The 26,221-nt window shown below is 33.9% G+C and carries 23 protein-coding genes; 5 read left to right on the top strand and 18 right to left on the bottom strand.

All coding sequences use genetic code 11. The features are described from left to right. Positions 1–314 precede the first annotated feature (314 nt). The 12 genes from GCQ56_RS13525 to GCQ56_RS13470 form a co-directional block, all read right to left on the bottom strand. Positions 315–1,352, bottom strand: coding sequence for a beta galactosidase jelly roll domain-containing protein (locus tag GCQ56_RS13525; RefSeq protein ID WP_152735005.1), 1,038 nt, complete (start codon positions 1,350–1,352; stop codon positions 315–317). A 7-nt stretch (positions 1,353–1,359) separates the two neighbouring features. Next, positions 1,360–2,442 (bottom strand): beta galactosidase jelly roll domain-containing protein, encoded by a 1,083-nt coding sequence (locus GCQ56_RS13520; RefSeq protein WP_152735004.1) that lies wholly within the window; start codon positions 2,440–2,442, stop codon positions 1,360–1,362. Between the two features lie 25 nt (positions 2,443–2,467). Continuing rightward, positions 2,468–2,833, bottom strand: a complete 366-nt coding sequence (locus tag GCQ56_RS13515) for a hypothetical protein (RefSeq protein WP_152735003.1) — start codon at positions 2,831–2,833, stop codon at positions 2,468–2,470. Positions 2,834–3,173: 340 nt separating this feature from the next. Continuing rightward, complete coding sequence (locus GCQ56_RS13510) at positions 3,174–3,860, bottom strand: response regulator transcription factor (protein ID WP_152735002.1); 687 nt, start codon at positions 3,858–3,860, stop codon at positions 3,174–3,176. Positions 3,861–3,871: 11 nt separating this feature from the next. Then, positions 3,872–5,410: a cell wall metabolism sensor histidine kinase WalK gene (locus GCQ56_RS13505; protein ID WP_152735001.1), complete on the bottom strand. Its 1,539-nt coding sequence runs from the start codon at positions 5,408–5,410 to the stop codon at positions 3,872–3,874. A gap of 150 nt (positions 5,411–5,560) precedes the next feature. Next, entirely contained in the window at positions 5,561–6,640 is a 1,080-nt protein-coding gene (arsB, locus tag GCQ56_RS13500) for an ACR3 family arsenite efflux transporter (protein ID WP_152735000.1), read from the bottom strand. A 4-nt stretch (positions 6,641–6,644) separates the two neighbouring features. After that, on the bottom strand, positions 6,645–7,067 hold the full coding sequence (locus tag GCQ56_RS13495; protein ID WP_152734999.1) for an arsenate reductase ArsC: 423 nt from the start codon (positions 7,065–7,067) through the stop codon (positions 6,645–6,647). Positions 7,068–7,146: 79 nt separating this feature from the next. Further along, the gene (locus tag GCQ56_RS13490; protein ID WP_152734998.1) at positions 7,147–7,473 is read right to left on the bottom strand and encodes a helix-turn-helix transcriptional regulator; all 327 of its coding nucleotides are present in this window, start codon (positions 7,471–7,473) and stop codon (positions 7,147–7,149) included. Between the two features lie 146 nt (positions 7,474–7,619). Further along, entirely contained in the window at positions 7,620–8,228 is a 609-nt protein-coding gene (locus tag GCQ56_RS13485; RefSeq protein WP_152734997.1) for an acyloxyacyl hydrolase, read from the bottom strand. 12 nt (positions 8,229–8,240) lie between these two features. Beyond that, a complete protein-coding gene (locus GCQ56_RS13480; protein ID WP_152734996.1) occupies positions 8,241–8,918 on the bottom strand; it encodes a DUF4136 domain-containing protein in 678 nt (225 codons plus the stop codon). A 201-nt stretch (positions 8,919–9,119) separates the two neighbouring features. Further along, entirely contained in the window at positions 9,120–10,274 is a 1,155-nt protein-coding gene (locus GCQ56_RS13475) for an iron-containing alcohol dehydrogenase (RefSeq protein WP_152734995.1), read from the bottom strand. Between the two features lie 24 nt (positions 10,275–10,298). Beyond that, positions 10,299–10,970 (bottom strand): type 1 glutamine amidotransferase domain-containing protein, encoded by a 672-nt coding sequence (locus tag GCQ56_RS13470; protein WP_152734994.1) that lies wholly within the window; start codon positions 10,968–10,970, stop codon positions 10,299–10,301. 95 nt (positions 10,971–11,065) lie between these two features. Between GCQ56_RS13470 and GCQ56_RS13465 the strand changes: the two genes are divergently transcribed. The 5 genes from GCQ56_RS13465 to lysA all read left to right on the top strand — a co-directional run bounded on the left by GCQ56_RS13465 (position 11,066) and on the right by lysA (position 15,628). After that, the gene (locus GCQ56_RS13465) at positions 11,066–11,962 is read left to right on the top strand and encodes a LysR family transcriptional regulator (RefSeq protein WP_152734993.1); all 897 of its coding nucleotides are present in this window, start codon (positions 11,066–11,068) and stop codon (positions 11,960–11,962) included. Between the two features lie 6 nt (positions 11,963–11,968). Next, entirely contained in the window at positions 11,969–12,325 is a 357-nt protein-coding gene (locus GCQ56_RS13460) for an arsenate reductase family protein (protein WP_152734992.1), read from the top strand. A 133-nt stretch (positions 12,326–12,458) separates the two neighbouring features. Beyond that, on the top strand, positions 12,459–12,803 hold the full coding sequence (locus GCQ56_RS13455) for a phenylpyruvate tautomerase MIF-related protein (RefSeq protein ID WP_152734991.1): 345 nt from the start codon (positions 12,459–12,461) through the stop codon (positions 12,801–12,803). A gap of 323 nt (positions 12,804–13,126) precedes the next feature. Beyond that, on the top strand, positions 13,127–14,437 hold the full coding sequence (locus tag GCQ56_RS13450) for an aspartate kinase (RefSeq protein WP_152734990.1): 1,311 nt from the start codon (positions 13,127–13,129) through the stop codon (positions 14,435–14,437). Between the two features lie 27 nt (positions 14,438–14,464). Continuing rightward, positions 14,465–15,628: a diaminopimelate decarboxylase gene (gene lysA, locus GCQ56_RS13445; RefSeq protein WP_152734989.1), complete on the top strand. Its 1,164-nt coding sequence runs from the start codon at positions 14,465–14,467 to the stop codon at positions 15,626–15,628. 41 nt (positions 15,629–15,669) lie between these two features. On the opposite strand, the gene GCQ56_RS13440 is transcribed toward lysA, so the two are convergent. The 6 genes from GCQ56_RS13440 to GCQ56_RS13415 form a co-directional block, all read right to left on the bottom strand. Continuing rightward, positions 15,670–16,731 (bottom strand): DUF6268 family outer membrane beta-barrel protein, encoded by a 1,062-nt coding sequence (locus GCQ56_RS13440; RefSeq protein ID WP_152734988.1) that lies wholly within the window; start codon positions 16,729–16,731, stop codon positions 15,670–15,672. Between the two features lie 69 nt (positions 16,732–16,800). Next, a complete protein-coding gene (locus GCQ56_RS13435) occupies positions 16,801–19,011 on the bottom strand; it encodes a patatin-like phospholipase family protein (RefSeq protein WP_152734987.1) in 2,211 nt (736 codons plus the stop codon). A 199-nt stretch (positions 19,012–19,210) separates the two neighbouring features. Continuing rightward, the gene (locus GCQ56_RS13430; protein ID WP_152734986.1) at positions 19,211–21,580 is read right to left on the bottom strand and encodes a GAF domain-containing protein; all 2,370 of its coding nucleotides are present in this window, start codon (positions 21,578–21,580) and stop codon (positions 19,211–19,213) included. A 183-nt stretch (positions 21,581–21,763) separates the two neighbouring features. Then, positions 21,764–22,402, bottom strand: coding sequence for an FMN-dependent NADH-azoreductase (locus GCQ56_RS13425; RefSeq protein ID WP_152734985.1), 639 nt, complete (start codon positions 22,400–22,402; stop codon positions 21,764–21,766). Positions 22,403–22,604: 202 nt separating this feature from the next. Beyond that, a complete protein-coding gene (locus GCQ56_RS13420) occupies positions 22,605–25,574 on the bottom strand; it encodes an ATP-binding protein (protein WP_152734984.1) in 2,970 nt (989 codons plus the stop codon). Continuing rightward, positions 25,571–26,113: a heme NO-binding domain-containing protein gene (locus GCQ56_RS13415; protein ID WP_152734983.1), complete on the bottom strand. Its 543-nt coding sequence runs from the start codon at positions 26,111–26,113 to the stop codon at positions 25,571–25,573. The genes GCQ56_RS13420 and GCQ56_RS13415 overlap by 4 nt, the downstream gene beginning before the upstream one ends. Between the last annotated feature and the right edge of the window lie 108 nt (positions 26,114–26,221).

The raw sequence follows: 26,221 nt of genomic DNA, 5'->3' as shown, positions 1-26,221 counted from the left end.
AAATGGACGATGCCAATCAAAAACTGGGGGATAATACTCAATCAGTTTTTGACTATCTTTGAAGAAAGGGTCAGGCTAAACGCCTAACCCTCTAAATTTCATTTACACACTTTGTGAGATAGTGTCTCACAAGCCAATTCAATCTATTAAACTTGCACTCATAATGGCTTAGTCTCTGTAACTTTGGAATTTAGAATTTGGGCTTTGGAATTTGACTTTTGGACTTTTGGACTTTGGACTTTGGACTTTGGAATTTGGACCTTGGACTTTTCGACCTTGGACCTTAGACCTTGGACCTTGGACTTTTAGACTCTCTAATTTCTACTTTTCCCCCTTCTATTGTTCCAATACCTGATGTAATGATCCTGAGTGATTAACCCAATTGAACCCGTATAAATACCACCGCCATGCATCGTATCTAACACTTTCACAAGCAATACGTTCTTCTCATTTGCTTTTAGCAGATCTTGAGGTAAATAATATCCTCTTATTTGTTGGTAGGAATTTGATCGTATACTAACAGTTTTAGGTTTAAACTCACCCGATTGCCCAATCAGTACACCGTTTAAATATACCTGATCGATATCATCAATTTTACCCAATGCCAAAACCATTCTCTCATTCAAAAAGGCATCATCCAGTTCAAACTCTAAAGCATAACAAGCATATCCGTCGTAATTTTTATAACCCTGATCTTCCCAAAAGCCAGGTACCATAATATCGTCCCAACTGTCCATTTGAGCTATACTCTTGTGAGCATATTTACCAGTCTTAAACTTCCAGCTTCCACTCAAATCAACATCTAAAGGGATCGCATCCAAATCTATCATTAAGCCAATGTCACCATTAATAATTCCACCTTCTCCACCATCATCGTATACACGAACAGCAATGGTATTGATCTCTTCGATTAAATCGGAAGGCACTTTGTAAGTCTTAAAAACATTATAGGCTGTTGAATATTGCGGTGGAAATTTTCCCGTCATCCCTATTCTTGTTCCATTCACAAAAACCTCATGCACATCATCGATATATCCTACCTGCAAATACAAGGCATGCGTATCTGGCAATTGGTTTATACTAAAAGTCGTTCGATACCATGCGAAACCATCGTATCCATAAAACCCTTTATTTTCCCATGCCGATGGAACGTCAATCCATTCCCAATTGGAATCATCAAAATTCGGATCTGCCCACTCCTGCTTATCTCCAATAGAAAACTTCCATTTCTTTTTCAGATCGCCAACTTTCTTATAATTCTGAGCACTCAAATTCGCAGATATACCAATGAATACAAGAATCATTAAAATCCAACTTCCATAAAATCTCCCTATGCAACCATCTCTATTCATATGCTGATTAATCAAACCAATAATCTATAAACTTCTCAAACGGACTTTTGGTATCCTTGTATCCTTTTTTAATGATTGGCATTGCCACATCACCATCCACAATACCAATTGTTCCTTTGTAGATACCTCCCGGACCAGAATGATCTTCCACAATCACTTCAATTCGGTTAATTCCTCTTCTATCAATTAAATTTTCGGGTATTTCGTAGGCTCTTAAAAGCATATGGTTTCCGCCATATCTGTACCTACTACTCCATTTTCTCAATTCCCGAACCACATCTAATTTTTCTCCATTAAGATATACTTCATCCTCATCATCAATCACACCCAATAGTAACACCTGATTCTTGTCGCTTACATCAGACGGATATCTAAATTCTTTAGAGTAAATTGCTTTTCCATCCATATTGTTGTAACCTCTGGCTTCCCAAAATCCGGGTACAAAAATCTTCCCTGGCTTGTAAGTAATTACCGATTGATTTCTAACATCTACATTCTTGGAACACTCAAAATCCCAGTAACCACTTAAATCAACGCTCATCTTCAACTGATCAAGATCGTACACAATTTCGATATCTCCTCTCACGATTCCACCCTCATGGTAATCATCAAAAACACGAACCGCAATTACATTATCACCTTCGCGATTCAAAATATCGGTGGGAACCGGATACATTCTTGGAATGTTAAAAGCTGTTTCAACCAATGGAGGAAACTTACCCGATGCACCAACCAGCTTTCCATTCACATAAACTTCATCGACATCATCAATATAGCCCATGTTTAAATACACAAAATCGATCCGATTCGGCACGGATATCTTAAAATGCTTTCTATACCAGGCATATCCATTGTAATCCTGGAAACCATTACTTTCCCAGGTTTGTGGTACAAAAACTCTTTCCCACTCCGCATCATTATGAGAAGGGATGCTCCACGACAGATCATCCCCTATGGAAAATTTCCAGTATCCTTTCAGGTTTACAAGTCCTCTTAAATTCTCTGCAGATACCATACCTGTCTGAAAACTAAAGGCAATTGCCAGTATTGCAAGCTTTAAACCTGTTGATATATTGATATTCAATTTCATTAACTCTCTGCTCTTACAATGATTACTACTTCTCGTACTTGGTAAAATTCAAACGCAATGCCAATTCTTGTCCAGTTAATGCAGCACTTGTCTTAATGTGCTTTTTACTCATGGTTTTACGAACGGCTTTTTTCAATTCTTCATCAAATCCAATTACATTACTTACAACCACCTCATTGTTTTCATTTACAGTGCATCTAAGTACGATTAACTCCGATTCTCCAGCTTTTAAAAAATCTGTAAAATTCGTATGACTAGCTACTCTTCTAATTTTATTCAAAACAGCAGTCTTTTCTTTCTCAATCTTTTTCGATTCAGGCGTAATTGCCATTCCTAAATTAACAGTTAATAAACATGCTAAAACGATAATTGTGATTCTTATACTTTTCATGACCCTAATTTTTATAGTTTACATTTTGCTTAGAAACTTTTTTAGGAGAATGGAATCGCGCGCCTTCCCTTCCTTCTAATCTTAAATTTCTAATGTAAAATTAGGGCTACTAAACATCATTTATGTCACAGCCAAATCAGCAATTGTCATAAGTTGTCACAAGGTGAATTAATATAGCTTATTCCTTGATATTTGTTACTTGAAACTTGTCACCTGACCCTTGCCATTTGTAACTTTGTACTTTGTACTTTGTACTTTGTACTTGTTACTTTATACTTATTACTTTGTACTTGTTACTTTATACTTTGTACTTGTTACTTGTTACTTGATACTTGTAGCTTTAGTACACCAATCTATATCCCACACCATGCACCGTTAAAATAATTTTAGCGTGATTCGGATCATCTTCAATCTTCTGTCTTAGTTTCAATACAAAATTATCTATGGTTCTCGATGTTGGTTGATATTCTGTTCCCCATACCTTATCCAACAAATCGTCTCTACTAACGGTTTGGTTCTTCTTATCCCATAAAACATTCAGAATTTCCACTTCTTTACTCGACATCTTTACTTCTGCACCATCCACAAATCCTTCAAAGGATGAAAAGTCTATTTTCAACCTGCCTATTTGGGCATTGGTATTGGCTTCCTTACTATCTACCGACTGAGTTCTTCTCAGAACCGCTCTAATTCTAGCCAACAATTCTCTCAAGCCAAATGGTTTGGTGATGTAATCATCAGCACCCAGCTCCAATCCTAATACCTTATCAATCTCCTCTCCTCTTGCCGTTAGCAATATAATTGGGGTTTGTACTCCAACAGCTCTTGCCTTCTTACAAATGTCGAAACCTGAAATCTTTGGAAGCATTACATCCAATAAAACCAAACTATATTTATTCTCAGTTATTTTCTTCAAACCAAGCTCTCCTTCATCGGCAACATCCACCTGATAGCCTTCGAATTCAAGATTGTCTTTTAAACCCATCAGCATTCCGGGCTCATCTTCTACAATTAATATTGGGTACATAACTTATGTATTTAGCTTCTGTTTATAGGGAAATACAAGGTAAAACAACTCCCCTTTCCTATGGTACTCTCCAAATCTATTTTTCCTTGGTGGGCATCAACAATATGCTTCACGATACTCAAACCAATACCCGATCCTTTTGCTTTATGTGCCAGATCACCTGTGGTCACTCGAAAAAACTTATCAAATACCAGTTCCTGATCCTTCCGATCGATACCAACGCCAAAATCCTTCACTTTAACGCCAAGCATATTGCCCTCTATCACAGTCCCTATTTCTATCTTCTTCACATCAGCACTGTATTTTACTGCATTGTCGATCAAGTTGATTATGGCTTCCGAAACTGCTTCACGATCAACACTCACCTCAGGTAAGCTTTCTACTTTAGTAAAATTGATCTCAAAGCCATTTTTATCAAGATGTTGCTTGTAATTAAAAATCAAACTTTCAATTTCTTCATTTAAATCACATTTCACAAAGTGATAATTTCTCCTACCGCTTTCAATCTTATTAAAATTCAGGATATTATTCACCATTCTCGACAAACGGTTGGCTTCTGTATTGATTACCTTATAGTATTCCTTCTTTTTTTCTTCTGTAGGGATTCTGTCCATTTCCAGGGTTTCCGAATACATATTAATCAAAGCCAATGGTGTTCTAATTTCATGAGATACATTGGAAATAAATTCCGATTTCAATTGAGTCAACCTCATCTGATTGCGAATGTTTCTGTAAACAAACCATGCCCCAAACAACAAAACAAAATCGATAACAATCAGTAATATGATATTCGTTCTAGTACGTTTTTGCACCAAGTCTTCAATCGTATTTCCTTTCATTTGTATGCCCAAATCATACTCAGGCAACAGCCATATTTCCTTTTTCTGACGAATATTCTTATCATCGGCTGCCTGCAATACATTAGAATATACTTCAAACTCACTATTCTCTTTAAATACCGATATATAAAATCGATCCTGAGCAACATTCTGAATCTTTGGTCCCAAATTCTCCCTGATAAATCGTTCTGTATCTATCAAAAAGAAAACAGTACTTACCTTACTTGAATCGTTCAAATGAGCAAAGGCAAAAAGACTTTTATTGGTAAAGTTTGCAGGTAGATTTTCTATTTTTCGGTAACCACTTTTCACATATCGCTGCAAAGCTTCTATTTTGTTCCCATTTGTATCAAATGCACTTTGCAGCTTCATCTTCAACAGTGCAATACTGTCTTCAGGTATTTTCTCTTTGGTATGTATAAGGAAATCCGATGTATCGATAAGAGAGATCGCTTCGAAAGAATAGTTTTTACTCAATATCTGATCGATATCTCCATATTCTTTTTCAAGCTGATTCGCCCATCCACTCAATACATCATCGGAATATTGATTGATGGAAAACATTATGGATTCCAACTGACCGGAGTAAATGGAGTCGATTACCGCCTCATTCTGACTCAAATTCCCAATCTCGTAAGCCGAAAAAAACAGAGAAGGCAAGACCAATACGAAGGTAAGTACAATACCGATTTTTAATCCGGGTTTTATCATTGATTTTATTTTTGTTTATCCAAATATAAGGATTATCACCGATGATGAACTTGATTCAATTGATAAATTGTTGCACAAAAAAACCGTGATTCGAATGAACCACGGTTTAGGAATTTACAAACAAGTGTCAATAATACACTTGACAATATTTTATTTTACATCATTCGCACACTTTACAACATCTACCTTTCCCTTAAAATACTTGTCTTTAAATCGTAAGGCAACATTAACGAGTGCAATTAAAACCGGTACCTCAACCAATGGACCAATAACTGCTGCAAAAGCAACTCCCGAATTGATTCCAAATACCGCAATGGCAACTGCAATAGCCAACTCGAAATTGTTACTCGCTGCTGTAAACGACAAGCTTGTTGTTTTTGCATATCCTGCTTTAAATTTATTCCCCATAAAAAAGGAAATCAAAAACATGATTACAAAGTAAATGACCAATGGAATTGCTATGCGAACCACATCGAATGGCAATTGCACAATGTATTCTCCTTTTAAAGAGAACATCACAAAAATAGTAAACAACAAAGCAAACAAGGTAAGCGGACTAATTTTTGGAATGAATTTCTTTTGATACCACTTTTTGCCTTTGGCTTTAATACCAAAGTAACGAGTAATCATGCCTGCAAAAAATGGAATTCCCAAATAGATCAATACACTTTCGGCGATTTCGCCCATGGTAATATCAACTACCGATCCTTGCAAACCAAAATATTCTGGTAATACGGTTATAAATACATAAGCATAAACAGAAAAGAACAATACCTGAAAAATACTATTGAAAGCAACCAATCCAGCTGCGTACTCCGGATCTCCTTTCGCCAAATCGTTCCAAACAATTACCATAGCAATACATCTTGCCAAACCTATCAAAATCAATCCTGTCATGTATTCAGGATAGTCCTGTAAGAAGAGAATTGCCAATGCAAACATCAAAGTTGGACCCAATATCCAGTTCTGTACCAAAGAAAGAAGCAGAATTTTACGATTCTTAAATACATCTTTCAATTCTTCATACTTTACCTTAGCCAAAGGTGGATACATCATAATCACCAGACCAATTGCAATAGGTACATTGGTCGTTCCTACCGATAGTTTATTCCAAAAGCCTGCCATCGACGGAAAGAAATAACCTGCTCCTACACCAATAGCCATCGCAGCAAATATCCATAAAGTAAGATATCTGTCCAGAAATGATAATTTCTTGTTTAATGCGCCCATTTTCTTATTTGTTTAGGATATACTCCTCGTTAAATTTTGCGAAATCTCTTCGAATTTCTTCTCTCACTCTTCTAAACACCTCAAATATCTCTTCTTCTGTTCCTTCAGCATAAGCTGGATCGTCAAAACCAATGTGCAAACGCTTTCCAACAGGTCCTAAAAAGGCAGGACAAGCATCTTTTGCTCCACCACATACAGAGATCAAATAATCAACGCCATCTTCCAAAAACTCATCCACCATCTTTGGACGTTGAGAGCTGATATCAACACCAATTTCAGCCATAGCTTTCACAGCCAATGGATGTACTTGATCTGCAATTTTTGTTCCTGCCGAAACTACTTCCAATTCTGGATTAATCTCTCTTAAAATTGCTTCACCCATTTGACTTCTACATGAGTTTCCAGTACACAAAACCAATACTTTCATTCTTCTATTTTCTTTTAGATTTAAGAATGAACAAGACAATTCATCTATCAAGTCTTATTCTGTTCTCCTTTAAATTTCACTAACACACATTATTTTCTGTAGGAGTTATTTCTCTTAAAAAATCTCCAAATAAACTCTTCAATTTACTAATTCCCTCCTCATTCAAACAGTACTTAATCTTCAATCCTTCCACATCTCCCTTTATCAATCCTATTGATTTTAATTCCTTTAAATGCTGAGAAACGGTTGTTCTACTTAAAGGAAGAAAATCAGATATATCTCCAGAAATACAAGTAGATGTCGCCGCCAGGAATTGCAATATTGCAACTCGTGCCGGATGAGATAAAGCCTTTGCCATTGCAGCTATTTCCTGTTGTTCTGTTTCGAAAAGTTCTAGTTTCTTCATATGATATTATCTCTTATTACTAATGACGCAAACATACGACATAGTTTTGAGTTTGCAAACCAAATTTTCACATTTTACAATTTCTTAACACTAAAAAAGGTCATACCATTAAATGGCATGACCTCTTCTTGATTATTTATAAGTAATTAAAAACCAATCTTAATCCCAAAGCTTCCGGTAAGATAGGTATGCTTGTCAATATCTCCACTCTCGAAAATAGTATTATAGCTAAAATCGGTAAAGAACCATGCTTTTTTGTCCAATCGTACCATAAAACCGGCTTGAGGAGCAAAGCCAAAAGCCCAACCATCATCTTCAAATGCAATAGACCCAATCTCTAATCTCTCCTTTATATAGTAAGCTCCGGTACTTACTCCAACATAAGGAACTATTTTAGCATCTTGCTTATCTAGACCTAAATAATATTTCCCACTTACCAATATTGGTGTTGCATCTAAATATTTAAAACCCGATCCGGTATATGTTGTATTGCCTGTTTCGTAGCTAATTTTCCCTGATTCCTCATAAAAATGAGAATAACTTAAATCCATACCTAAACTCAAATTCTTGGCTACAAATCTTTCAAATCCAAATTGTCCTCCTTCTAAACTAAACTCATCTGCATAATTTTTAGAATCATTTAGTGTTAATCCTGTTTTCCATGCTATCGAAACAAAACCTCTTTTTTGTGCCAAAGTGTCTAATGATGTTCCAATGGTAATAAGTGCAATAATTAATATGCTAATCTTTTTCATACTCCGCTAATTTTATTGTTGTGATAAATAAGGTGATTGCTCAAACATTTGGTCGATACCTTCCAGCATTCTCTCATCAAGCCCGTAAGAAGCAATTCCATTGAATAAGCCATTCCAAATTACAGGAACATGATTCTCTTCATCAATCTGAACTGGCTGAATCATATCCACAACTAAGGTTCCCGTTGAGTAAGAATACACTCCCCAGTATGGAGGGTAATAAGGCGAATATCCAGGTCCAATCCATGGAAAACCCCAATATCCCCAATCATACCAATCCCAGTAATCATACCAATCTCCTGGGTACGGATAAACGGCATAAATATCTCTCTCCATTAAACTGATCGTTACAATTACATCAGGATCTTCAGATCCATCCGCATTTTCTTCCAATCGAATATATCCCATCTTCTCGAAATTTTCAGCAACCTGCTTTAATACCGCTTCATCAAATTCTTCTCTTGATTCTGATTTTATACTTACCTCAGGTACATAAACAACTGTATCTGGCATCACATAAGTTTGAACACCTTCAAAGTCAAAACTCTCGTCATATCTTGTTACGATTGTATCCAATTCATCAACATATTCAGCTCCCTCATCATCACATGACGCCAAAAGTGCCATACTCATCATAGTTATTCCTAACAAATAAATACTACGATATCTCTTCTTAATTGAATTTCTCATTTTCTAAATTTTAATCATTCTACAATTACTATTTCATCCGGATTCACCTGACAGAATGCAAATTACAGACCAAAAAAATCAGATATTTAAAGTTGTCGACCAACTCAAATGGAACGTCGTTCAACACAATAAGATCGAAGGCAAACAAAAAAAGTCCCTCTCGATATGAGAAGGACTTTTCATTCCATTTGTTATAATTTCTTATAAACGAGCTTCTAAAATTTCGGCAACATCCGTTACTGCAACATCTGGAAGCATACCAACATATCCTCTTTCTTTGAATCGATTCGAAATGATATCAATGCTATCCTGTCCAACATTGTGATCACTCAAACGAGTAGCGATACCAACACTTTGGAAGAATTCTTCTGTTTTCTGAATTGCCAATGTTTTTCTCTCCTCATCAGAACCTTCAGTAATATTCCAAACTCTTTCGGCATACTGCAATAGTTTCTCCCCTCTTTGTTCTTTCAGTTGAGTCAACAATCCAGGAAGAACAATTGCCAAAGTTACGGCATGATCAATACCATGGAAAGCGGTTAGTTCGTGACCAATCATATGAGTAGCCCAATCACTCTTAACACCCATTCCAATCAAACCATTTAATGCCATGGTAGCTGCCCACATCAAGTTGGCTCTGTTCTCATAATCTGGAGTCTCGGTAGCTACTGCCTTAGGACCTTCTTCAATTAGGGTCAATAACAAACCTTCGGCAAAACGATCCTGAACTGGTGAATTAACTGGGTAAGTCAAATACTGCTCCATTACATGAACGTAAGCATCTACAATACCATTTGTAATTTGTCTCATTGGCAAAGAGTAAGTTGTTTCCGGATCTAAGACTGAAAATTTAGGAAACAACAACGGATTACCAAAAGCCATCTTTTCTTTTGTAGCTGCTTTGGTAATTACCCCGCCACTATTCATTTCCGAACCAGTTGCTGCAAGAGTAAGTACTGCTCCTATTTCGACAGCAGAATCAATATTTGCTCTTTTAGCCAAAATATCCCACTCATCTTCACCTTTATAGTTAGCTGCTGCTGCAATAAACTTAGTTCCGTCCAATACGGAACCTCCACCAACTGCCAAAAGAAAGTCAATCTTTTCATCACGTACGATATCAACTGCCTTCATTAAGGTCTCAAAATGAGGATTAGGCTCAATACCACCAAATTCAGTTACATTAAAATCTTTTAATGCTTCCATAACCTGATCGTAAACACCATTTTTTTTAATGCTTCCGCCACCATAAGTCATTAATATTTTAGCATCCTTAGAAATGTGCTTATCTAATTCAGCAATTTTTCCTTTTCCAAATAATACCGTTACCGGATTGTAAAAATCAAAATTTTCCATCTTTATCTATTTATTTTATAATTATTATTTCTTCTTTAAAGCTTTTACCAATTCCTTAGCCATCAACAGATCTGATGCTGGATTTTGTCCTGTAATTAGTCGTTCATCAACTACAACATATTCCTGCCAATTGGCAGCACATGAGTAATTGGCACCTTTCTCTTTTAAGGCATCTTCTAACAAAAAAGGAACCTTTGTATCAGTTCCAATAGCAATTTCTTCGCAATTGCTAAAGCCAGTTACATTTTTCCCATCAACAAGAAATTTGCCCTTAGATGTTTTCACATTTAACAACCCAGCTCCTCCGTGACAAACTGCGCATACAAACCCTCCATTTTCGTATATATTCCCAGCAATTCCCGCTATTTCTCTATTATGTGGTAAATCAAAAACGACTCCATGACCTCCTGGAAAATAAATGGCATCATAATCCTTAGGATTTACCTCACTAGGTAATTTTGATGCAAAAAATTTCTCACCTGCCTCTTTATCCTTTAAGAAACTTTGAACTTTAGGATCATCCAAATCCAATTTTTTAACTGGAACTGTACCTCCTTTAGGAGATATAAAATCTATATCTATTCCATTTTTAATTAAATGAAAATAGGGTACTGCTACCTCTAACACATAGCATCCAGATTCCCATCCATTCTCATCTTTAAAATGACTTGTTAAAGCAAACAATACTTTTGGCATAACTTTCCTGAAATATTTTAACACAAATTTAAGACCTTCTCATGTATAAATAAAGTTATTCTTTTTATACTTTTATATAAATTTATTTATTCGACATGGTGAATCTTGAATGGTACAGAACATTTAAAGCAATATATGAACGAGGCACATTAACTGGTGCAGCTGAAACTTTACTACTTACACAACCTGGAGTTAGTCAACAGCTTACTGCACTCGAAACTTATATGGGTGTAAAATTGTTTGAGCGTAAACCTCGAAAAATGTTACCAACACCTCATGGAATTCAGTTGTACAATCAAATTGAAGATGCCATAATCAGATTGGAAAAAACCGAAGAGAATTTTAAGCGAAGAACCTTAAAAAATAGACCTACTGCCAGAGTTGGAATGCCCATGGAAATGTTTAGTTATGCATTTGCATCCATATTGGATCAACTAGACATGAATGTTGAGTTCACTTTTGGAGAAACCGAAAACCTGCAGGATAAATTATTCAAAAAGCAACTGGATTTAATTATTACCACACTACAACACAATTATCAAAACATTGAATACAGACATTTGTGCAGAGAAGCAGTGATTTTAATATGTAGTAAAGATTTGGATACAGTTCCTTTTAATCGCTTTATTTATGAGAAAAAAGTAGATGAAGCTGAAAAATGGCTTAGCGAACAAAATTGGTACTCCTATTCTCATAAAATGGAAACCATTAAATCATTTTGGATGGACAATTTCAAAAAACGTCCTTATTTTAAACCCAGGTATGTCATTCCAAATCTTACTGCAATTTTGAGTGCAATTCAACAAAACGAAGGTTTGTGTTTGTTACCTTTAAGTGTTTGCAATGAATTGTTAGAAACTGGAACAATTAAGGAATTGTGGCAAGGAGTGCAAACCACGTACTACGATAAATATTTCGCGATCCAGACTCAAAGTAAAAACCTAAAACAAGTAGAAGAAATTATAGATAAAATAATAAGTAATAGTAAATAAAAGAAAATGAAAAAAATATATCACCTTGGAAATTGCACAACTTGTCAACGCATTATTAAGGAATTGAATTTAGATTCTGAAATTGTACAACAAGACATTAAATTGGATAAAATAACATCTGAACAATTGGAAGAGATGGCTAAACTATCCGGTTCTTATGAGAGTTTATTTAGCCGCCGCGCTATGAAATACAAAGAACTTGGGCTTAAAGATCAAAATTTAACCGAAGATGATTATAAGAATTACATTCTATCTGAATACACATTTTTGAAACGACCAGTCCTTTTAATCAATGATAAAATATTTATTGGCAACTCGAAAAAGACCGTTGAAAATGCTAAAACGGAACTAGAATCCAATTAAAGAAGAACTTCCTTAATTTTGTAAATAGATGATTAAATAATAACTTATGCCTTGTTATTCAAAGAAATTACTTCGAATAACACCTATTTAAAGATCTTTTTACAATTGATTCTTAACCTTAAAACTTTTACATATGCCCTATTTAAAAGTTCAAACTAACAAAAGTTTTTCAAGCAGAAAACAACAAGATTTTCTGAAAGAATGCTCCACATTAATTTCTTTCGAACTGGGAAAACCAGAGAAATATGTAATGACAGCATTTGAGCCTAAAATTGAGATGACCTTAGGAGGAATGGATGATCCAGCCATTTTTCTTCAACTAAAAAGTATCGGATTACCAGATACTAAAACAAAAGATTTATCGAATAAGTTTGCGTGTTTGGCTGAAGAGAAGCTAAAAATTCCAAAAGACAGAGTGTATGTTGAATTTATGGATGTGCCAAGAGGCTTTTGGGGCTGGAATGGAATTCTATTTTAATTTAAAACGTTTGAAAAATAATTTTCAGTTAATTTTTTAACAATTTGAAAGTATTTTATTGTTTTTATTCGGATTTTATACATCTTTACATCAGAAATTAAAAAAAAGAGATGACGATATTAGTTTACAAACACAAGAAACAGATTAAACGCAATAAACAGTTGTGATAAAACTTGTATGTAGAATAATGTAACGCTCATAAAATATAGAAGCCTGCAGAAATTCTGCAGGCTTTTTTTGAACTTATAATTCTAAAAAACATAGTAAAGCAAATACAATAACAAACACTCCAATTGAATTGGATTACAAAAAACTATTAACCAATGAGAGTTTTAAAATTTGGCGGAACATCAGTAGGTTCGCCTGAAAGAATTAAAAATTTGGCTCAACTTGTCCAGACGGATGAGTCCAGAATTATCGTTTTATCAGCAATGGCAGGAACCACAAATGCCCTGGTTGAAATTACGGAACTATTGTATCAGGAACAGAATGATTTAGCTAACGAAAAGATCACTGAATTAGAACAGCAATATAGAGATAGAATAGATGATTTATATGCAAGCGAAGAATATAAATCAAAAGGAAATGAGCTAATTACATCTCATTTTAATTACATCCGAAATTTTGTTTTCCGAAGCTTTACCACACTTCAGGAAAAGGCGATATTGGCTCAGGGAGAATTGATTTCAACTGCAATGTTTCACTACTATTTGTCAGAATCTGGAGTTAATTCAGTATTCCTACCTGCCCTAAACTTTATGAGAATAGATAAGGATGGTGAACCAGATTATTTCTATATCAAAGAAAATTTAGACAGAATTCTTAGCGAAGAAACAGAACACAATCTATACATTACTCAGGGTTTTATTTGTAGAAATGTTTATGGCGAGATCGACAATTTAAAGAGAGGTGGAAGTGACTACACAGCCTCATTGATAGGATCTGTTTTGCAATCAGAAGAGGTTCAAATTTGGACTGATATAGATGGGTTTCACAACAACGATCCAAGATATGTTGAAAATACCAAAGCACTTGAACAATTATCCTTCGACGAAGCTGCTGAGTTAGCCTATTTTGGTGCTAAAATTATGCACCCTTCGAGTATCATGCCTTGTAAATCACAAAGTGTACCTGTACGCTTAAAAAACACTCTAAGTCCAACAGATGCAGGAACCTTAATCTCCAATGATCTGGTTGGAAAAGGGATTAAAGCTATTGCTGCTAAAGATGGAATTACAGCAATCAAAATTAAATCGGGTCGTATGCTTTTAGCTTACGGATTCTTGCGCAAAGTTTTTGAAGTATTCGAAATTTACAAGACTCCGATAGACATGATTACCACATCGGAAGTTGCCGTTTCTTTAACTATTGACGATAATTCGAATTTGAAGGAAATAGAAAGCGAATTGGCTAAATACGGAAGCGTTGAAATAGATCAAAATCAATCAATTATTTGTATTGTTGGTGATTTTATTTCGGAATCAGCAGGAAGTGCTAAGAAAGTTCTTGGTGCCCTAGAAAACATCCCTTTGCGTATGATTTCATATGGCGGAAGCAAACACAATATCTCGGTATTAGTAAATCAGGAAGACAAGATTGCTGCTCTTCAGGCATTAAGTAGTCAATTGTTCTAATGTTACACTTTCAACCAATTTTTGATCATGTTCAACAGTAAGAGAATAGAAAAATTCAATAATATAGATACTCCATTCTATTTCTATGATATGAATATTTTGGAGCAAACTCTTAATACAATTCAAAACGAATCCTCTAAGTATGGATATCATGTTCACTATGCCGTAAAGGCAAATGCAAATCACGATATCATGAAAAAAATTCAATCCTATGGATTTGGTGCCGATTGTGTGAGTGGTAATGAAATCAACCGATCTTTAGAATGTGGATTTACATCGGATAAGATCGTTTATGCAGGTGTAGGTAAATCAGATAAAGAAATACGAACTGCTCTTGATTCTGATATATTTTGCTTCAATTGTGAATCGATACCAGAAATGGAATTGATTAACGAATTAGCAGAAGAAGCGGGTAAGACAGCAAGAATTGCCATTCGTATCAACCCGAATGTAAATGCCAATACACACCATTACATTACAACTGGAATTGAAGAGAATAAATTTGGAATTAACCGATGGGAATTCGAAAGTGTTTTAGAAAATCTGCAAGTACTAAAAAACCTTAAACTAATTGGTTTACACTTTCATATTGGATCTCAAATAACCGACTTAAGTGTTTTTAAAGGTCTTTGTTTAAGAATTAATGAAATTCAGGAATGGTTTACCAATCGACAAGTATTCGTAGACCATATTAATGTAGGAGGAGGATTTGGAGTTGATTATGAAAATCCAGATGAAAATCCAATTCCTGATTTTCCAACATTCTTTGGAATCTTTGATGAATTTTTGAATTTAAAACAAAAACAAGAACTTCACTTTGAACTAGGACGTTCGGTTGTAGCCCAGTGTGGAAGTGTTATTTCTAAAGTTCTTTACGTTAAAAATGGTGTGAACACCAAGTTCGCCATTTTAGATGCTGGAATGACAGAATTATTACGACCTGCACTTTATCAAGCCTATCACAAAATTGAAAATATTAGTTCCAATGGTTCTATCGATAAATATGATGTGGTTGGACCTATTTGCGAATCATCCGATTGTTTTGGTAAATCTGTAGATTTGCCTGCAACTAAAAGGAATGATTTAATTGCCATAAGAACTACAGGAGCCTATGGTGAGGCAATGGCTTCAAGATATAATTTAAGAGATATTGCTAGCTCGATATTCTCAAATAAAATAGATTCAATTTAAGGAATAATTTAAGGCAATATTCGTTATGGATATTGCCTTTCTCACTTTAAACCAATCTTTTTGAGTAATGTTTTAGAAGGTACAATAAACAAGGAAAGATTATAAAACATACCTCCTTTTGCATAAGAATCAATGATATTATTCTCGTTGGTAAGCTTACTTCCCGATAAACTAAAAGTGTGATTTTTGTTAGTCACATCAAAATTAATATTTGTTCTGTAACCACTCTCCAATGATAACCACAACCAATCTGTAATTCCCTTATCAATCTCTATTGAGAAGTTCACATCGGACCTTCTCAATTCTAATGTTTTAAAATCATTTAATGCAGGATCATCTAAGTGTATACTGTAACTTCCTCCTTTCAAGTAGGTTTTTGCATTGATAAAACAAAGCTTAGAAGCCTGATAACGCAACTTTATTTTTGCTGGTAAAAATGCTTCCACACCCCACTTGTCAGCAAAGGTGTGATTGTAAGCAAATACTGGGAAAATTAAAGGATCTCCAAAAGTATATGAAAATGCAACTCCTACACCCCATGATTTATACTTGTTTACCTTCCAACCAATAAGTGGAGAAACCTCCATTTTTAAAAAGGTGTATTTACTTACGTTTCCAATATGTTCTTTCCAGTAATCGCCCTTTAATTTTGCATTGAAACGAACCATGAAATACTTGTTTCTTCTCAGTTGAGTCATCAAATATATACTCCCTCCAAGGCTTTTTAAATTTTTATCATCAAGACTTCGATACAATGGATAACTAGTACTTTCAATATTTTTAAAGTGTATTTCTTCGTCACTATATTCGAAACTACCTGCGATTTTTAGATTTTTTTTCAGCCAAATGGGAAAGCGCAGTTTGGTTTTAAAAACCCGATTGTAATCAATTTCTCCCTCCCCTTTACCATAAATATCCGAATTTGATCCAATATCAAAATTCGAATTCGCATGATATGACACTTCAAATCCTCTTACTGGTCCTACTCCATCTACACTTGGGTTCCAATCATAGTTGGTAGAATCTGATTCGATTTGAGCTATCACCGAATTCCCAAATAAAATCACTAAAGATAGTAATAGGAGAAGTTTATTGAAATTCATGCAAATTCTACTTTATTAAATTTAAATCTTACCAATCAAAACGAGAACAATTAATTTTTAGTATTTCTATTAAAACCAAAAACCTAAACTAACGTAATTCAAAACTTTCTCTTTTTTATTCGAATACATTAAAGAAAACTCCATAGGACCAATCAAGCTATTGTATGAATAAGTTAAACCTACACCTCTAATCCATTCTCCTTCATCTAAAGAATTATTAACGTCATCGGTAAGTTTTCCAAAATTGGCTTTTAGTACCAAGTAGTTATTTTTAAATAATTCGTATTGAAAATCACTTCTGAACACAAATGAATTTGTAGTAGCCATTTCCATTCTATCCAGTCCAACAAATGGAATCTGAATATCAAAATAATCCGTTTGATCAATACCTCCGGTATAAGTCATAAAAAAATCTGGAATATTTTTACCCCAAATAACTCTACCATAAAACTTTGGATAAATTGTTAATGCAGGACTTACACTAATCGCTTTTTGGAATTTTAAATAGGCTATAGATGCAGGTCTCTCCATTCCATCCAAACTTGCTCCATTATTTGTTACCAATTTGTATTCTCCATACAAACTAACTCCTTTTTTAGGATAGTAAGCCTTTTCATGTGAATCCACCCTTAAAAATGCATAATATGAAAAGAAAAAATCATCTTCATTAGTTTCATTTTCTGGAATATTAACCATAGTAAAATTAGAAGCAACCTTATAGTATTCTGCCTTTACACCAATTCCCACAGAATATGATTCTTTCAAAATAGAATGTGTATTTATATCCAACCTAACGTAATCTAAATCAAAATTCCCTACTTTTTCTCCGTCTTCATAAGCATTAACTTCCCAGTCATTATATTCTGCTTGTAGTGTGAGTCCCGGTTTTAATCCATTATCAATAGAATAGGTTGTAACAAATCGTGGACTCTCTGCCAGTTTTAAATCGAAGGATAATTGCGATCCACTTCTTAACTTATTACGAAATGTGGTATTCAGCAAAACACCAGCTTGATTATCAGAATCGTATCGCAATCCCACATTAAATCTTTTAGTTGTTCTTTCTTTAACTCGAACTTGAAGAGATTTGGTCTTATTCCCTACCATTTTAAAATCGACATGATCAAAATATCTACTTCCAAATCCACGATTTATTCCTTTCTGTAATTGGTACAAACTCACTTCGCCAGGAGTATCCAAATTTAATTTACCCGATAAGAGAGAAATACTTACTTCATTCAAACCTTCAAATTCAATATTTTTAACGTAGTAGCTTGTTGAATCAACCGGAGGTTTGTATTTTTTTATCTTATTCTTCTTTAATTTATATTTATCTTTTAAATCTTTAAAGGCAGGAATAAAGGTTCGTCCAATTTCTTCTCCTTTTCGGATCAAGGAATCTGCCTCATCAAAACTCCCAACTGAATAATTATTAATGTCAGGCTTAATGTAAACATCAACAAAGTCAATATTTTTCTTAAATTCTTTTAAAGACATTAGTGATACTGTTTGATTGATAACATCTAAAAAAGAATTTAATTCCTCCTTTGATTTTGGTCCTGCCTGAACATCAACACCAATAACAATATCGGCTCCCATTTCAACCACTTCCTTTACTGGGAAATTGTTCACCATTCCTCCATCAACTAACAATTTTCCATCTATTTCGATAGGTGAAAACACGGTTGGAATTGCCATACTTGCTCTCATGGCTTCAGGCAAATATCCTTTATCCAAAATTACGGCCTCTCCCGTTTCTAAATCTGTAGCAACACAAACAAAAGGAATGGGTAATTTTCTAAAATTATCAACATTATGATATTCTATAGATAATCGCTCAAATAAATTAATTACATTTTGACCTTTCACAATTCCACTTGGCAATTCAATACCTTTAGGCTTAATCGGAAATGACAACACATGTCTCTCGTAATTTTGCTTGGCAAGAAAAGGGACATGTTTACGGGATACCTCATCTGCTAAAAGTTTATCCCAGTCTTGACTTAGAATCATTTTTTCAATATCGACTGCAGAATAACCAATTGCATAAAAGCCACCAATAATACTCCCCATACTCGTCCCGGAAATGTAATCAATAGGAATTCCCAACTCATCAATCACCTTAAGCACACCAACATGGGCAAAACCTTTAGCACCACCACCACTTAATACCAAACCAATTTTTGGTCGTTCTTTCTTTTGTAAACTATCAACATTTGATTGCGCAACACCTTTTGTTAAGAAAGAGACAACAATCAGACAAAGTAAAATGTACCTCATTAAATTTAAAGTTCAGAAATAAATATAAAATGTGTGGGGATTCTATTTTTAATAGCTTGAATACAAAGCCATTTCTTCAAACAATAATACAAATTCCTTTTTAAACTTAAAAATGTATCAATTGTTAATATTCAATATCATAAAGAATAAAAAAACCTCTCTTTCGAAAGGCTTCCCTATTTTTATAGTAATAATAATTTTAATTATCCATTTTTAAATCTTCAGCAAGCTGTAGGGTATTAATTGCTTCCGGTCCATTTTTCACTTTCACACGAATAGCCTTCAATCCATATACTCCTTGCAAATCTTCTAAGTCAAGTTGTTCAATCTTATCTTCAAAATAATCTCCGGCAATTAGATATTCCAAATACCTTAAATACTCTGTCATTTCACTTTCCTGACTAAAAATTATGGCAAGCATATCTGGCTGTGTTAATCGCTCATTTGTTCCTTTTATTACAGCTTTATCAATGCGTTTTTTAACAATTTCATATCTTATATTGTAGGCTCCATCAACATCAAATTGCTTCTCATCCTGACGGAAACGTATAGCTAATGGCTGGGAGTGAACAAGGATCAAACCAGTCGTATCCAAAGGAATTGGCAAGAATTTTTTAAGAGCCTTCGTTTTTCGTGCCAACTCTGCACTAATGATCAATTGCCATAAACGTAGATTTTTCAAATAAATACGATCAAAACTTTGGTTATTTGCAATGCTATGACCGATATAAATATTGTGTTCTACTCCGTCAGTTCTATATTTTTCAAAATAATGAGGAAACATCAATTGAGCTTTTTCCTGCTCTTTCTCTATATAAGAGGTTACACAATCATTAATCAATCCTAAACTATCTTCAAAATCCTTACGTCGTTTATATACAATATTTAATTCAGGATCAACATTTTGCCTATAGATATTTACTGCATTTCTTACCTCATCCCCATCTTTTTCAAAATGAGAAAATAGTGGTTCAACATCATGGCGAACAAAATTTAAAACATTCATTTCATCTCCTGATGAAAGTCCATCCCGGATGCTCTTAATAAAGAAATCAATTTTGTAAATCAACTGATCGTAAATAGGCATTTCCCTAATTTCGTATACCGCTGTCAGAACCTTACGAATCAATTGTAATTGTTCCACCAAATCATCCTGAATGGTTTGATTTCTTATCACAGATGAATGACGCACATCAATTGCACCATACAAAGGATGAACATTAGGGAATACGATTTCTTCCATCCTTGCATTTTCACCTGCCACTCTCTTCCCTAATAAATTTGCAGCAGCTTGCTGAAATCTCCACTCAACACTTGGATGTATTGCCGTACACTCTTCCTTAATGGTCGCTTCAATCTTATTTTTCAATTCATCACTTGTACGTTGCAGAGCAATCGAGAAAACAGGAATAATATCTTTAATAATTCTCAGTTTTGTAAAATTGATATCAAAAGCTTTGGTAGATCCCAATTCCATCATACCAATTAGTTCTCCCTCAAATTCTAAAGGTATTACACTTATATTACGAATTCCTTTATCTAGTAAAGCCTTCTCAATTTTTCCCGGATTTTTTACCTGTGATAAATCATTTATTAACTCAGGAGCACTAGAGCGACCAGCTTCTTCATAAAATGTTCCTTGATAAGCATCGCATTTATACTTGTTGGGATCTAAAAATCCATGCCAAAAATTAGAGGGGTTTTCTACATTCCCCTGATTCATACCTATGGCAATTACACCTAAATTTAAATTCGGCAATGACAATAATGAGCGAATACTTTGTTCTAAATCAATAAAATTATCTTTATTAATGATTGCCGATTTTTCAAGTAATTGCGATTTTAAAGATGAGATCACCTCTATTTGAGTCACATCAACATACCAAAAAGATAAAAATCCACAGAAAGTAAATTTGTCAAGCGGAAGAGTTTTAAGCCAAAAATCCATATTCAATGGATCATTAATCATTTGATGGATTTGATCTTCGCTAAGCTTCGGAAGTTTTCCTTCATATTTAAGTTCTAAACATGAATTATCGAACTCCAGTTTATAATATTTAACTAATCCGTTAAGTTTATCAGTTACTTTATACATGAATAAATAATCCATTTCCAATCCGAAATTGTAATATTTCGGAAGGATCATCATGTATGCGTACATCAGCATCGTAAAAGTCTTAAAGCACTCATCCTGATGTTTTTGCTCCACCAATTCTATCTCATAATTTTCATTGTTATACAATTCCAAATACTTTGGTGTATGGTAAAAATTATCATCGTCGAAAGGTGTAGAAGCCACTCCAATCCCATTTTCGTACTGAATTGGAGTTATCAAATATGACATCAGGTGATGAATTTCATCTTTAAACCTCTCCGAATCTTCAATAGGAAAGTCAATCCTTGCTAACTCAGGTGTTTTCTCAACTAATTCCAAAATGGATTTACCATGAATACAAGATCTTGTACTACAACCTGTTTCTGCCTTAATTCTTTTAATCAAAGGAAGAAAACTTAATGATTTCTTGAAAGGAACTTCTTTATTGGTCAATATTAATTGATCTAACTTCATGAGTTGAAAATTTGTCCGACACTTAAACTACAAAAATAGTTGTTTTTACATATACTTAAAAGTCAAAAATGTCTTCACTCCGACATTTAAAGGATTTTTAACAATTACCATTATCTCCAAGATACTAAAAATGCGAATAGATTCAGAAAATGATTCTATTCGCATGATTATTAAAATTAATTCTTAAAATTCTGTTGCCATTACTCTTGCCTTTTCTGATGACGATTTCACTATTTCATTCACATCTAAATTTCCCATTGCCACACCCTCAACCGGAATAAGCTTCAAGTCTGAAATTCCTATAAAACCTAGTACAGTTTTCAAATATCGATGACCAAATTCCATTTCCACCGCATTCCCATTACTATAGATTCCTCCAGATGCTTGAATATGGATCGCTTTTTTACCTTTCAATAAGCCTTCTGGTCCATTTTCGGTATAATGAAAGGTTTTGCCTGCTTGCAGAATAACATCAATGTAAGCCTTTAATACAGGTGGAATAGAAAAATTCCATAATGGACTTACAAAAATATAAGCATCTGCAGCTATAAATTGTTCTAAAAGGAGATTTAAACTTCCCAAAAATGATTTCTGATCGGTGCTTAACTCTTCTAGACTTCCTCCATTTTGTAATACTCCAAATGCATCAAAGGCAGTAGCACTCAATAATGGTACATCCGTTTCAAAAAGATTCAATTCTGTAAGCTCATCCATAGGATTCTGCTGTTTGTACTCCTCAATAAACTCTCTTCCCACTTGCAAACCAAATGATTCCTCTTCGGTTTTTGGATTTGCTGTTATATACAATACTTTTTTACTCATAATTATCTATTTAAAAGAAGTTAATAGCTCCTTAAGATTATTTACAAGACAAAATTAAGGAGTGTTTAGAAGGTAATAAATGGATTAAATAAGGGTAATCTTGTACTTTTATTCACAAAGGATTCATCAATATCCAATCATAAACAAAAAAGCTCGTAACAGTTATTGTTACGAGCTTTTTAAAATTATTGGGAATTAATAATTACAAATATGTTTTTAAATCAGATATTACCATATCAAAACCACTAAGTTGCTTTTCTATTAATTCAATATCAAAAGATTGAATAGCCATATCCAATTCCTTGCAATATTCATCTAAAACTCCACATGATTTCTTAAATGCAAATGCAGATAAATTTTTACTGAAATTTTCGATTTCATAAATAATTAAATCGTCCTTAATTTTAATCCATTCAGGTAAAAAATCACCTTCCAAATTGGATATTACCTCTGGTAAAACAGCAATGCATTCTCCTGAGAGCTTTACCTCCTCTTTGATAACTTCTGTTTCTACTTCATCCAAATATCGATAAGGCAAAAAGCGCTTCAGTACACCAAATACATCTTTTCTGAAAACTGGTTTTTGAAGATATTCATCGAACAAAGCATGAATTCTATCTAGTTCATCATTCATAATTGATGCAGTAAAGGCAACTACTGGAATATCCTTCCAATCTTCATTATTTTTAATCACTTCTGTTGCATCATAACCATTCATGCCTGGCATACGGATATCCATAAAAACAATATCCGGTTGCTCAGTTTCCATCATTTCAATAGCCTGTTCACCATTTTCAGCTTCGAAGAAAGTAACATTTTTGAATTCTATAATTCTCTTCAAAACCAAAATATTGAATTTTAAATCATCTACTATTAGAATTTTACAAGGCTCCAATGTAAAATTATTCAATTCTTTTGTTTGCTGATCTTCCTCTGCTGAAACCTCTGCAATTTTCACATCCTTAAAATTGATTGTAAATTTAGAACCACGACCAACTTCACTTTGTAAACTAATTTCTCCATTTAACTTTTTAAGTAAGCCTCCAACGATAGTTAAGCCTAAGCCGGTTCCTTCGTAATATCTATTACTCTGTCCACTTTGCTGTGTAAAAGCTTTAAATACATTTTCTTGCTGATCTTCCTTTATTCCAATTCCTGTATCTTCTACATTAACAAATAAATTAATCGCATTAGGGTCGCTAGTCTTAACTGCCGAAACCGAAACATGAATGTATCCTTTAGAGGTGAATTTAATGGAGTTACCTACCAAGTTAAATAGTATTTGGTAAAAACGTACCTCATCCATATAGATGTATTGAGGTACCGAACTATCGACCGTTATATTAAAAGCTAAATTGTTTACCTCTAATTTCTGCTTAAAAACCTGTTTAATTTGATTGATTACAATTTTGCATTGCATTGGTTCCAACTCAATATTCATTTTACCTGACTCAATTTTAGACAGATCAAGAATATCATTAATCAAGGCTAATAAATTCCTTCCACTAGTTAAAATGGTATGTAGGTAATTCTTGTGCTGAGGATTTTCGACATTAGAATGCAACCATTCACTAAAGCCAAGAATCGCATTCATTGGGGTTCGAATTTCATGAGATACATTCGCTAGAAATTCCGATTTCGCTTTTGATGCCTGTTCAGCCTTATTTTTTTCTACCTGTAGTTGCTTTTCTTTTTCTTTTAAATCAGTAACATTTCTAACAATCACGAGTACTTCCTCTGAGTTCAATTTAACAAATCGTGCTTCAGAATACAACATCTTATCCCGATTAAAACTGCTAAAATTAAACATGAAATCTCCTTTTACAAGACACTCTTCAATTGCAGAAATAAAGGAATTACTCAATTCATCGTTTAAAACATGACATATTGAATTTATATCTTTACTTCGCAATTTCTCGAATAAACTTTCTTCACATTTCGATTGAAATGCAATGACTTCTCCATCGCGCTTTAATTTTAAAATTTCGTCCGGAATAGAGTTAATAATTCCACGATTTTCTCTTTCACTAAGAATAAGGTTGGTTTGAATTTGATTTCTTAGAAATGCAGTGGAAATAATACTGCTAATGGTTCTAAGTAATTCAATCTCTGATTTTGACCATGGGTGATTGGAGTTGCACTCATCGAATCCAATAAAACCAAACATTTTACCTGAAATTACTAATGGCAAAACAATTATTGATCTTATTCCTTGAGGTTCAAGAATTACTCTTAAATCATCAGGCAAATCAACAATAGTTTCCGAATAAATAAGACCTTCCTCTGCCAATAACTTTTTCCACGATGGAATGCTAGCATACGGAATATCTTGTAAATCCGCTTTTTTAGAATCTATTCCTTTATTACACCATTCATAAGTGTTACTTGTTAATTGTCCATTACTACTATTTTCGAAAATATAAACCCGACTAACTCCTGTATGCTCACCAATTATTCGAACAGTTTCCCGAGTACTACTTTCAAAATCATCAAGGGAATTGTAATTTACCGATATTTCAGTTAAAATTTCTTGTTGATTTAAGTTTCGTGCAATTTCAAATTCATTTTTCTTTCTCTCGGTAATATTGTGAGCAACAATAATAATTTCTTTGAAATTACAATTGTTTTGGGAGGTTACCTCATCCATTGCTCCAGCTAAAAAACACCTTTTTAACTCGCAATCTTTGCATTTATCCTCTGTGAACTGCACATTTACCCTAACCCATAATATTGTATCGTTTCTGGTAAGAATTGGCAATTCAAAATAGCTAATACATTTATTCTTTAAAAACTGGCGAGCGAAATATTTAAATATCTTTCTTCGATATTCGATTGGAACAAAACTCAATACATTTTTCCCAAGTAATTTCTGTTTCGATTGCCCCATTATTTCACTGGCAATCTGATTTACAAATATAATTTGCCCTCGTAAATTAACTTTACATATTATATCCGTAATACTTTCAACTAAAGTAAAATATTCCTGCTCAGTTTCTAAAAGCTTTTGAGTTCTCTCTTCAACAAGATCTTCCAAATTATTATTCAAACTTTTCAGTTGCTGATTTGATTCATAAAGCTCCAAAGATTTTTCTTCCAAAAGTTTTTCTGCTTGCTTGCGAGCCTCTTTTTCTCTTCCAAGCTTTCTTTGTATCAATTCAAATTCCTTGCTCATACGGTTCTTTCAATTGTAAACAATACTTGAGTTTGATCCTCTACAAGAATCTCTTTACTAATAATTGCCTTTTCCTTAAAATGATTTAAGCATCCTCGAATTAAACCTTCAGCAAAATCTGCCATTCTTCTTTGCGATGTATAAATCATCTCCATCTTACTATTAGAAAGTATCTTAGTGGCAATTTTTGGTAATTCTGCTTCTGGATATAGTTTTAAAACTTGTACATGAATTGTATCTTCCACTCTGCATAAAAACTGAAAAGCATCATCGTGCCCAGCTATTAATTCTTTATAGGCCTTACCAAATACACCAAAAACATACACTCCATACGTATAAAACAATTTTGATACAGATATATTGGTTTTATCACTTAGCTTCATAACCAGAGTAAACATTTCTTCATGGGAATATGTTCCAACTGATGTATAAATTCCTTTGCTAGGTAAATTTGATTTTTCTATAATTTCATCAACCATATCGTATCCGAATTCCTTTTCAACCATTTCGAGAAATTCACAAAAAACCAATCCTTTCATAAGCAGATGTCTATTTTAAGTAGTAAGCAATATTTTAAAATCACACGTTAAATACAAACACTTTAAGTATGAAATTATTAATACGAAAGATAGCAAACATAGTTCTAC

The organism is Marinifilum sp. N1E240, from assembly GCF_009295825.1.
In the GTDB taxonomy this organism is placed as follows: domain Bacteria; phylum Bacteroidota; class Bacteroidia; order Bacteroidales; family Marinifilaceae; genus Marinifilum_A; species Marinifilum_A sediminis.
The sequence above is the reverse complement of the archived record's forward strand: the minus strand, read 5'-3'. Positions and strand labels throughout refer to the sequence as shown.

What these genes read in the sequence shown, in the direction of transcription:
- GCQ56_RS13495 (WP_152734999.1), bottom strand. Translation starts at nt 7,067, where the DNA reads ATGAAAGTATTGGTTTTGTGTACTGGAAACTCATGTAGAAGTCAAATG.
- GCQ56_RS13510 (WP_152735002.1), bottom strand. Translation starts at nt 3,860, where the DNA reads ATGTACCCAATATTAATTGTAGAAGATGAGCCCGGAATGCTGATGGGT.
- GCQ56_RS13465 (WP_152734993.1), top strand. Translation starts at nt 11,066, where the DNA reads ATGGTGAATCTTGAATGGTACAGAACATTTAAAGCAATATATGAACGA.
- GCQ56_RS13505 (WP_152735001.1), bottom strand. Translation starts at nt 5,410, where the DNA reads ATGATAAAACCCGGATTAAAAATCGGTATTGTACTTACCTTCGTATTG.
- arsB (WP_152735000.1), bottom strand. Translation starts at nt 6,640, where the DNA reads ATGGGCGCATTAAACAAGAAATTATCATTTCTGGACAGATATCTTACT.
- GCQ56_RS13525 (WP_152735005.1), bottom strand. Translation starts at nt 1,352, where the DNA reads ATGAATAGAGATGGTTGCATAGGGAGATTTTATGGAAGTTGGATTTTA.
- GCQ56_RS13430 (WP_152734986.1), bottom strand. Translation starts at nt 21,580, where the DNA reads ATGAAGTTAGATCAATTAATATTGACCAATAAAGAAGTTCCTTTCAAG.
- GCQ56_RS13485 (WP_152734997.1), bottom strand. Translation starts at nt 8,228, where the DNA reads ATGAAAAAGATTAGCATATTAATTATTGCACTTATTACCATTGGAACA.
- GCQ56_RS13470 (WP_152734994.1), bottom strand. Translation starts at nt 10,970, where the DNA reads ATGCCAAAAGTATTGTTTGCTTTAACAAGTCATTTTAAAGATGAGAAT.
- GCQ56_RS13440 (WP_152734988.1), bottom strand. Translation starts at nt 16,731, where the DNA reads ATGAATTTCAATAAACTTCTCCTATTACTATCTTTAGTGATTTTATTT.
- GCQ56_RS13515 (WP_152735003.1), bottom strand. Translation starts at nt 2,833, where the DNA reads ATGAAAAGTATAAGAATCACAATTATCGTTTTAGCATGTTTATTAACT.
- GCQ56_RS13450 (WP_152734990.1), top strand. Translation starts at nt 13,127, where the DNA reads ATGAGAGTTTTAAAATTTGGCGGAACATCAGTAGGTTCGCCTGAAAGA.
- GCQ56_RS13425 (WP_152734985.1), bottom strand. Translation starts at nt 22,402, where the DNA reads ATGAGTAAAAAAGTATTGTATATAACAGCAAATCCAAAAACCGAAGAG.
- GCQ56_RS13520 (WP_152735004.1), bottom strand. Translation starts at nt 2,442, where the DNA reads ATGAAATTGAATATCAATATATCAACAGGTTTAAAGCTTGCAATACTG.
- GCQ56_RS13460 (WP_152734992.1), top strand. Translation starts at nt 11,969, where the DNA reads ATGAAAAAAATATATCACCTTGGAAATTGCACAACTTGTCAACGCATT.
- lysA (WP_152734989.1), top strand. Translation starts at nt 14,465, where the DNA reads ATGTTCAACAGTAAGAGAATAGAAAAATTCAATAATATAGATACTCCA.
- GCQ56_RS13420 (WP_152734984.1), bottom strand. Translation starts at nt 25,574, where the DNA reads ATGAGCAAGGAATTTGAATTGATACAAAGAAAGCTTGGAAGAGAAAAA.
- GCQ56_RS13490 (WP_152734998.1), bottom strand. Translation starts at nt 7,473, where the DNA reads ATGAAGAAACTAGAACTTTTCGAAACAGAACAACAGGAAATAGCTGCA.
- GCQ56_RS13480 (WP_152734996.1), bottom strand. Translation starts at nt 8,918, where the DNA reads ATGAGAAATTCAATTAAGAAGAGATATCGTAGTATTTATTTGTTAGGA.
- GCQ56_RS13455 (WP_152734991.1), top strand. Translation starts at nt 12,459, where the DNA reads ATGCCCTATTTAAAAGTTCAAACTAACAAAAGTTTTTCAAGCAGAAAA.
- GCQ56_RS13475 (WP_152734995.1), bottom strand. Translation starts at nt 10,274, where the DNA reads ATGGAAAATTTTGATTTTTACAATCCGGTAACGGTATTATTTGGAAAA.
- GCQ56_RS13415 (WP_152734983.1), bottom strand. Translation starts at nt 26,113, where the DNA reads ATGAAAGGATTGGTTTTTTGTGAATTTCTCGAAATGGTTGAAAAGGAA.
- GCQ56_RS13435 (WP_152734987.1), bottom strand. Translation starts at nt 19,011, where the DNA reads ATGAGGTACATTTTACTTTGTCTGATTGTTGTCTCTTTCTTAACAAAA.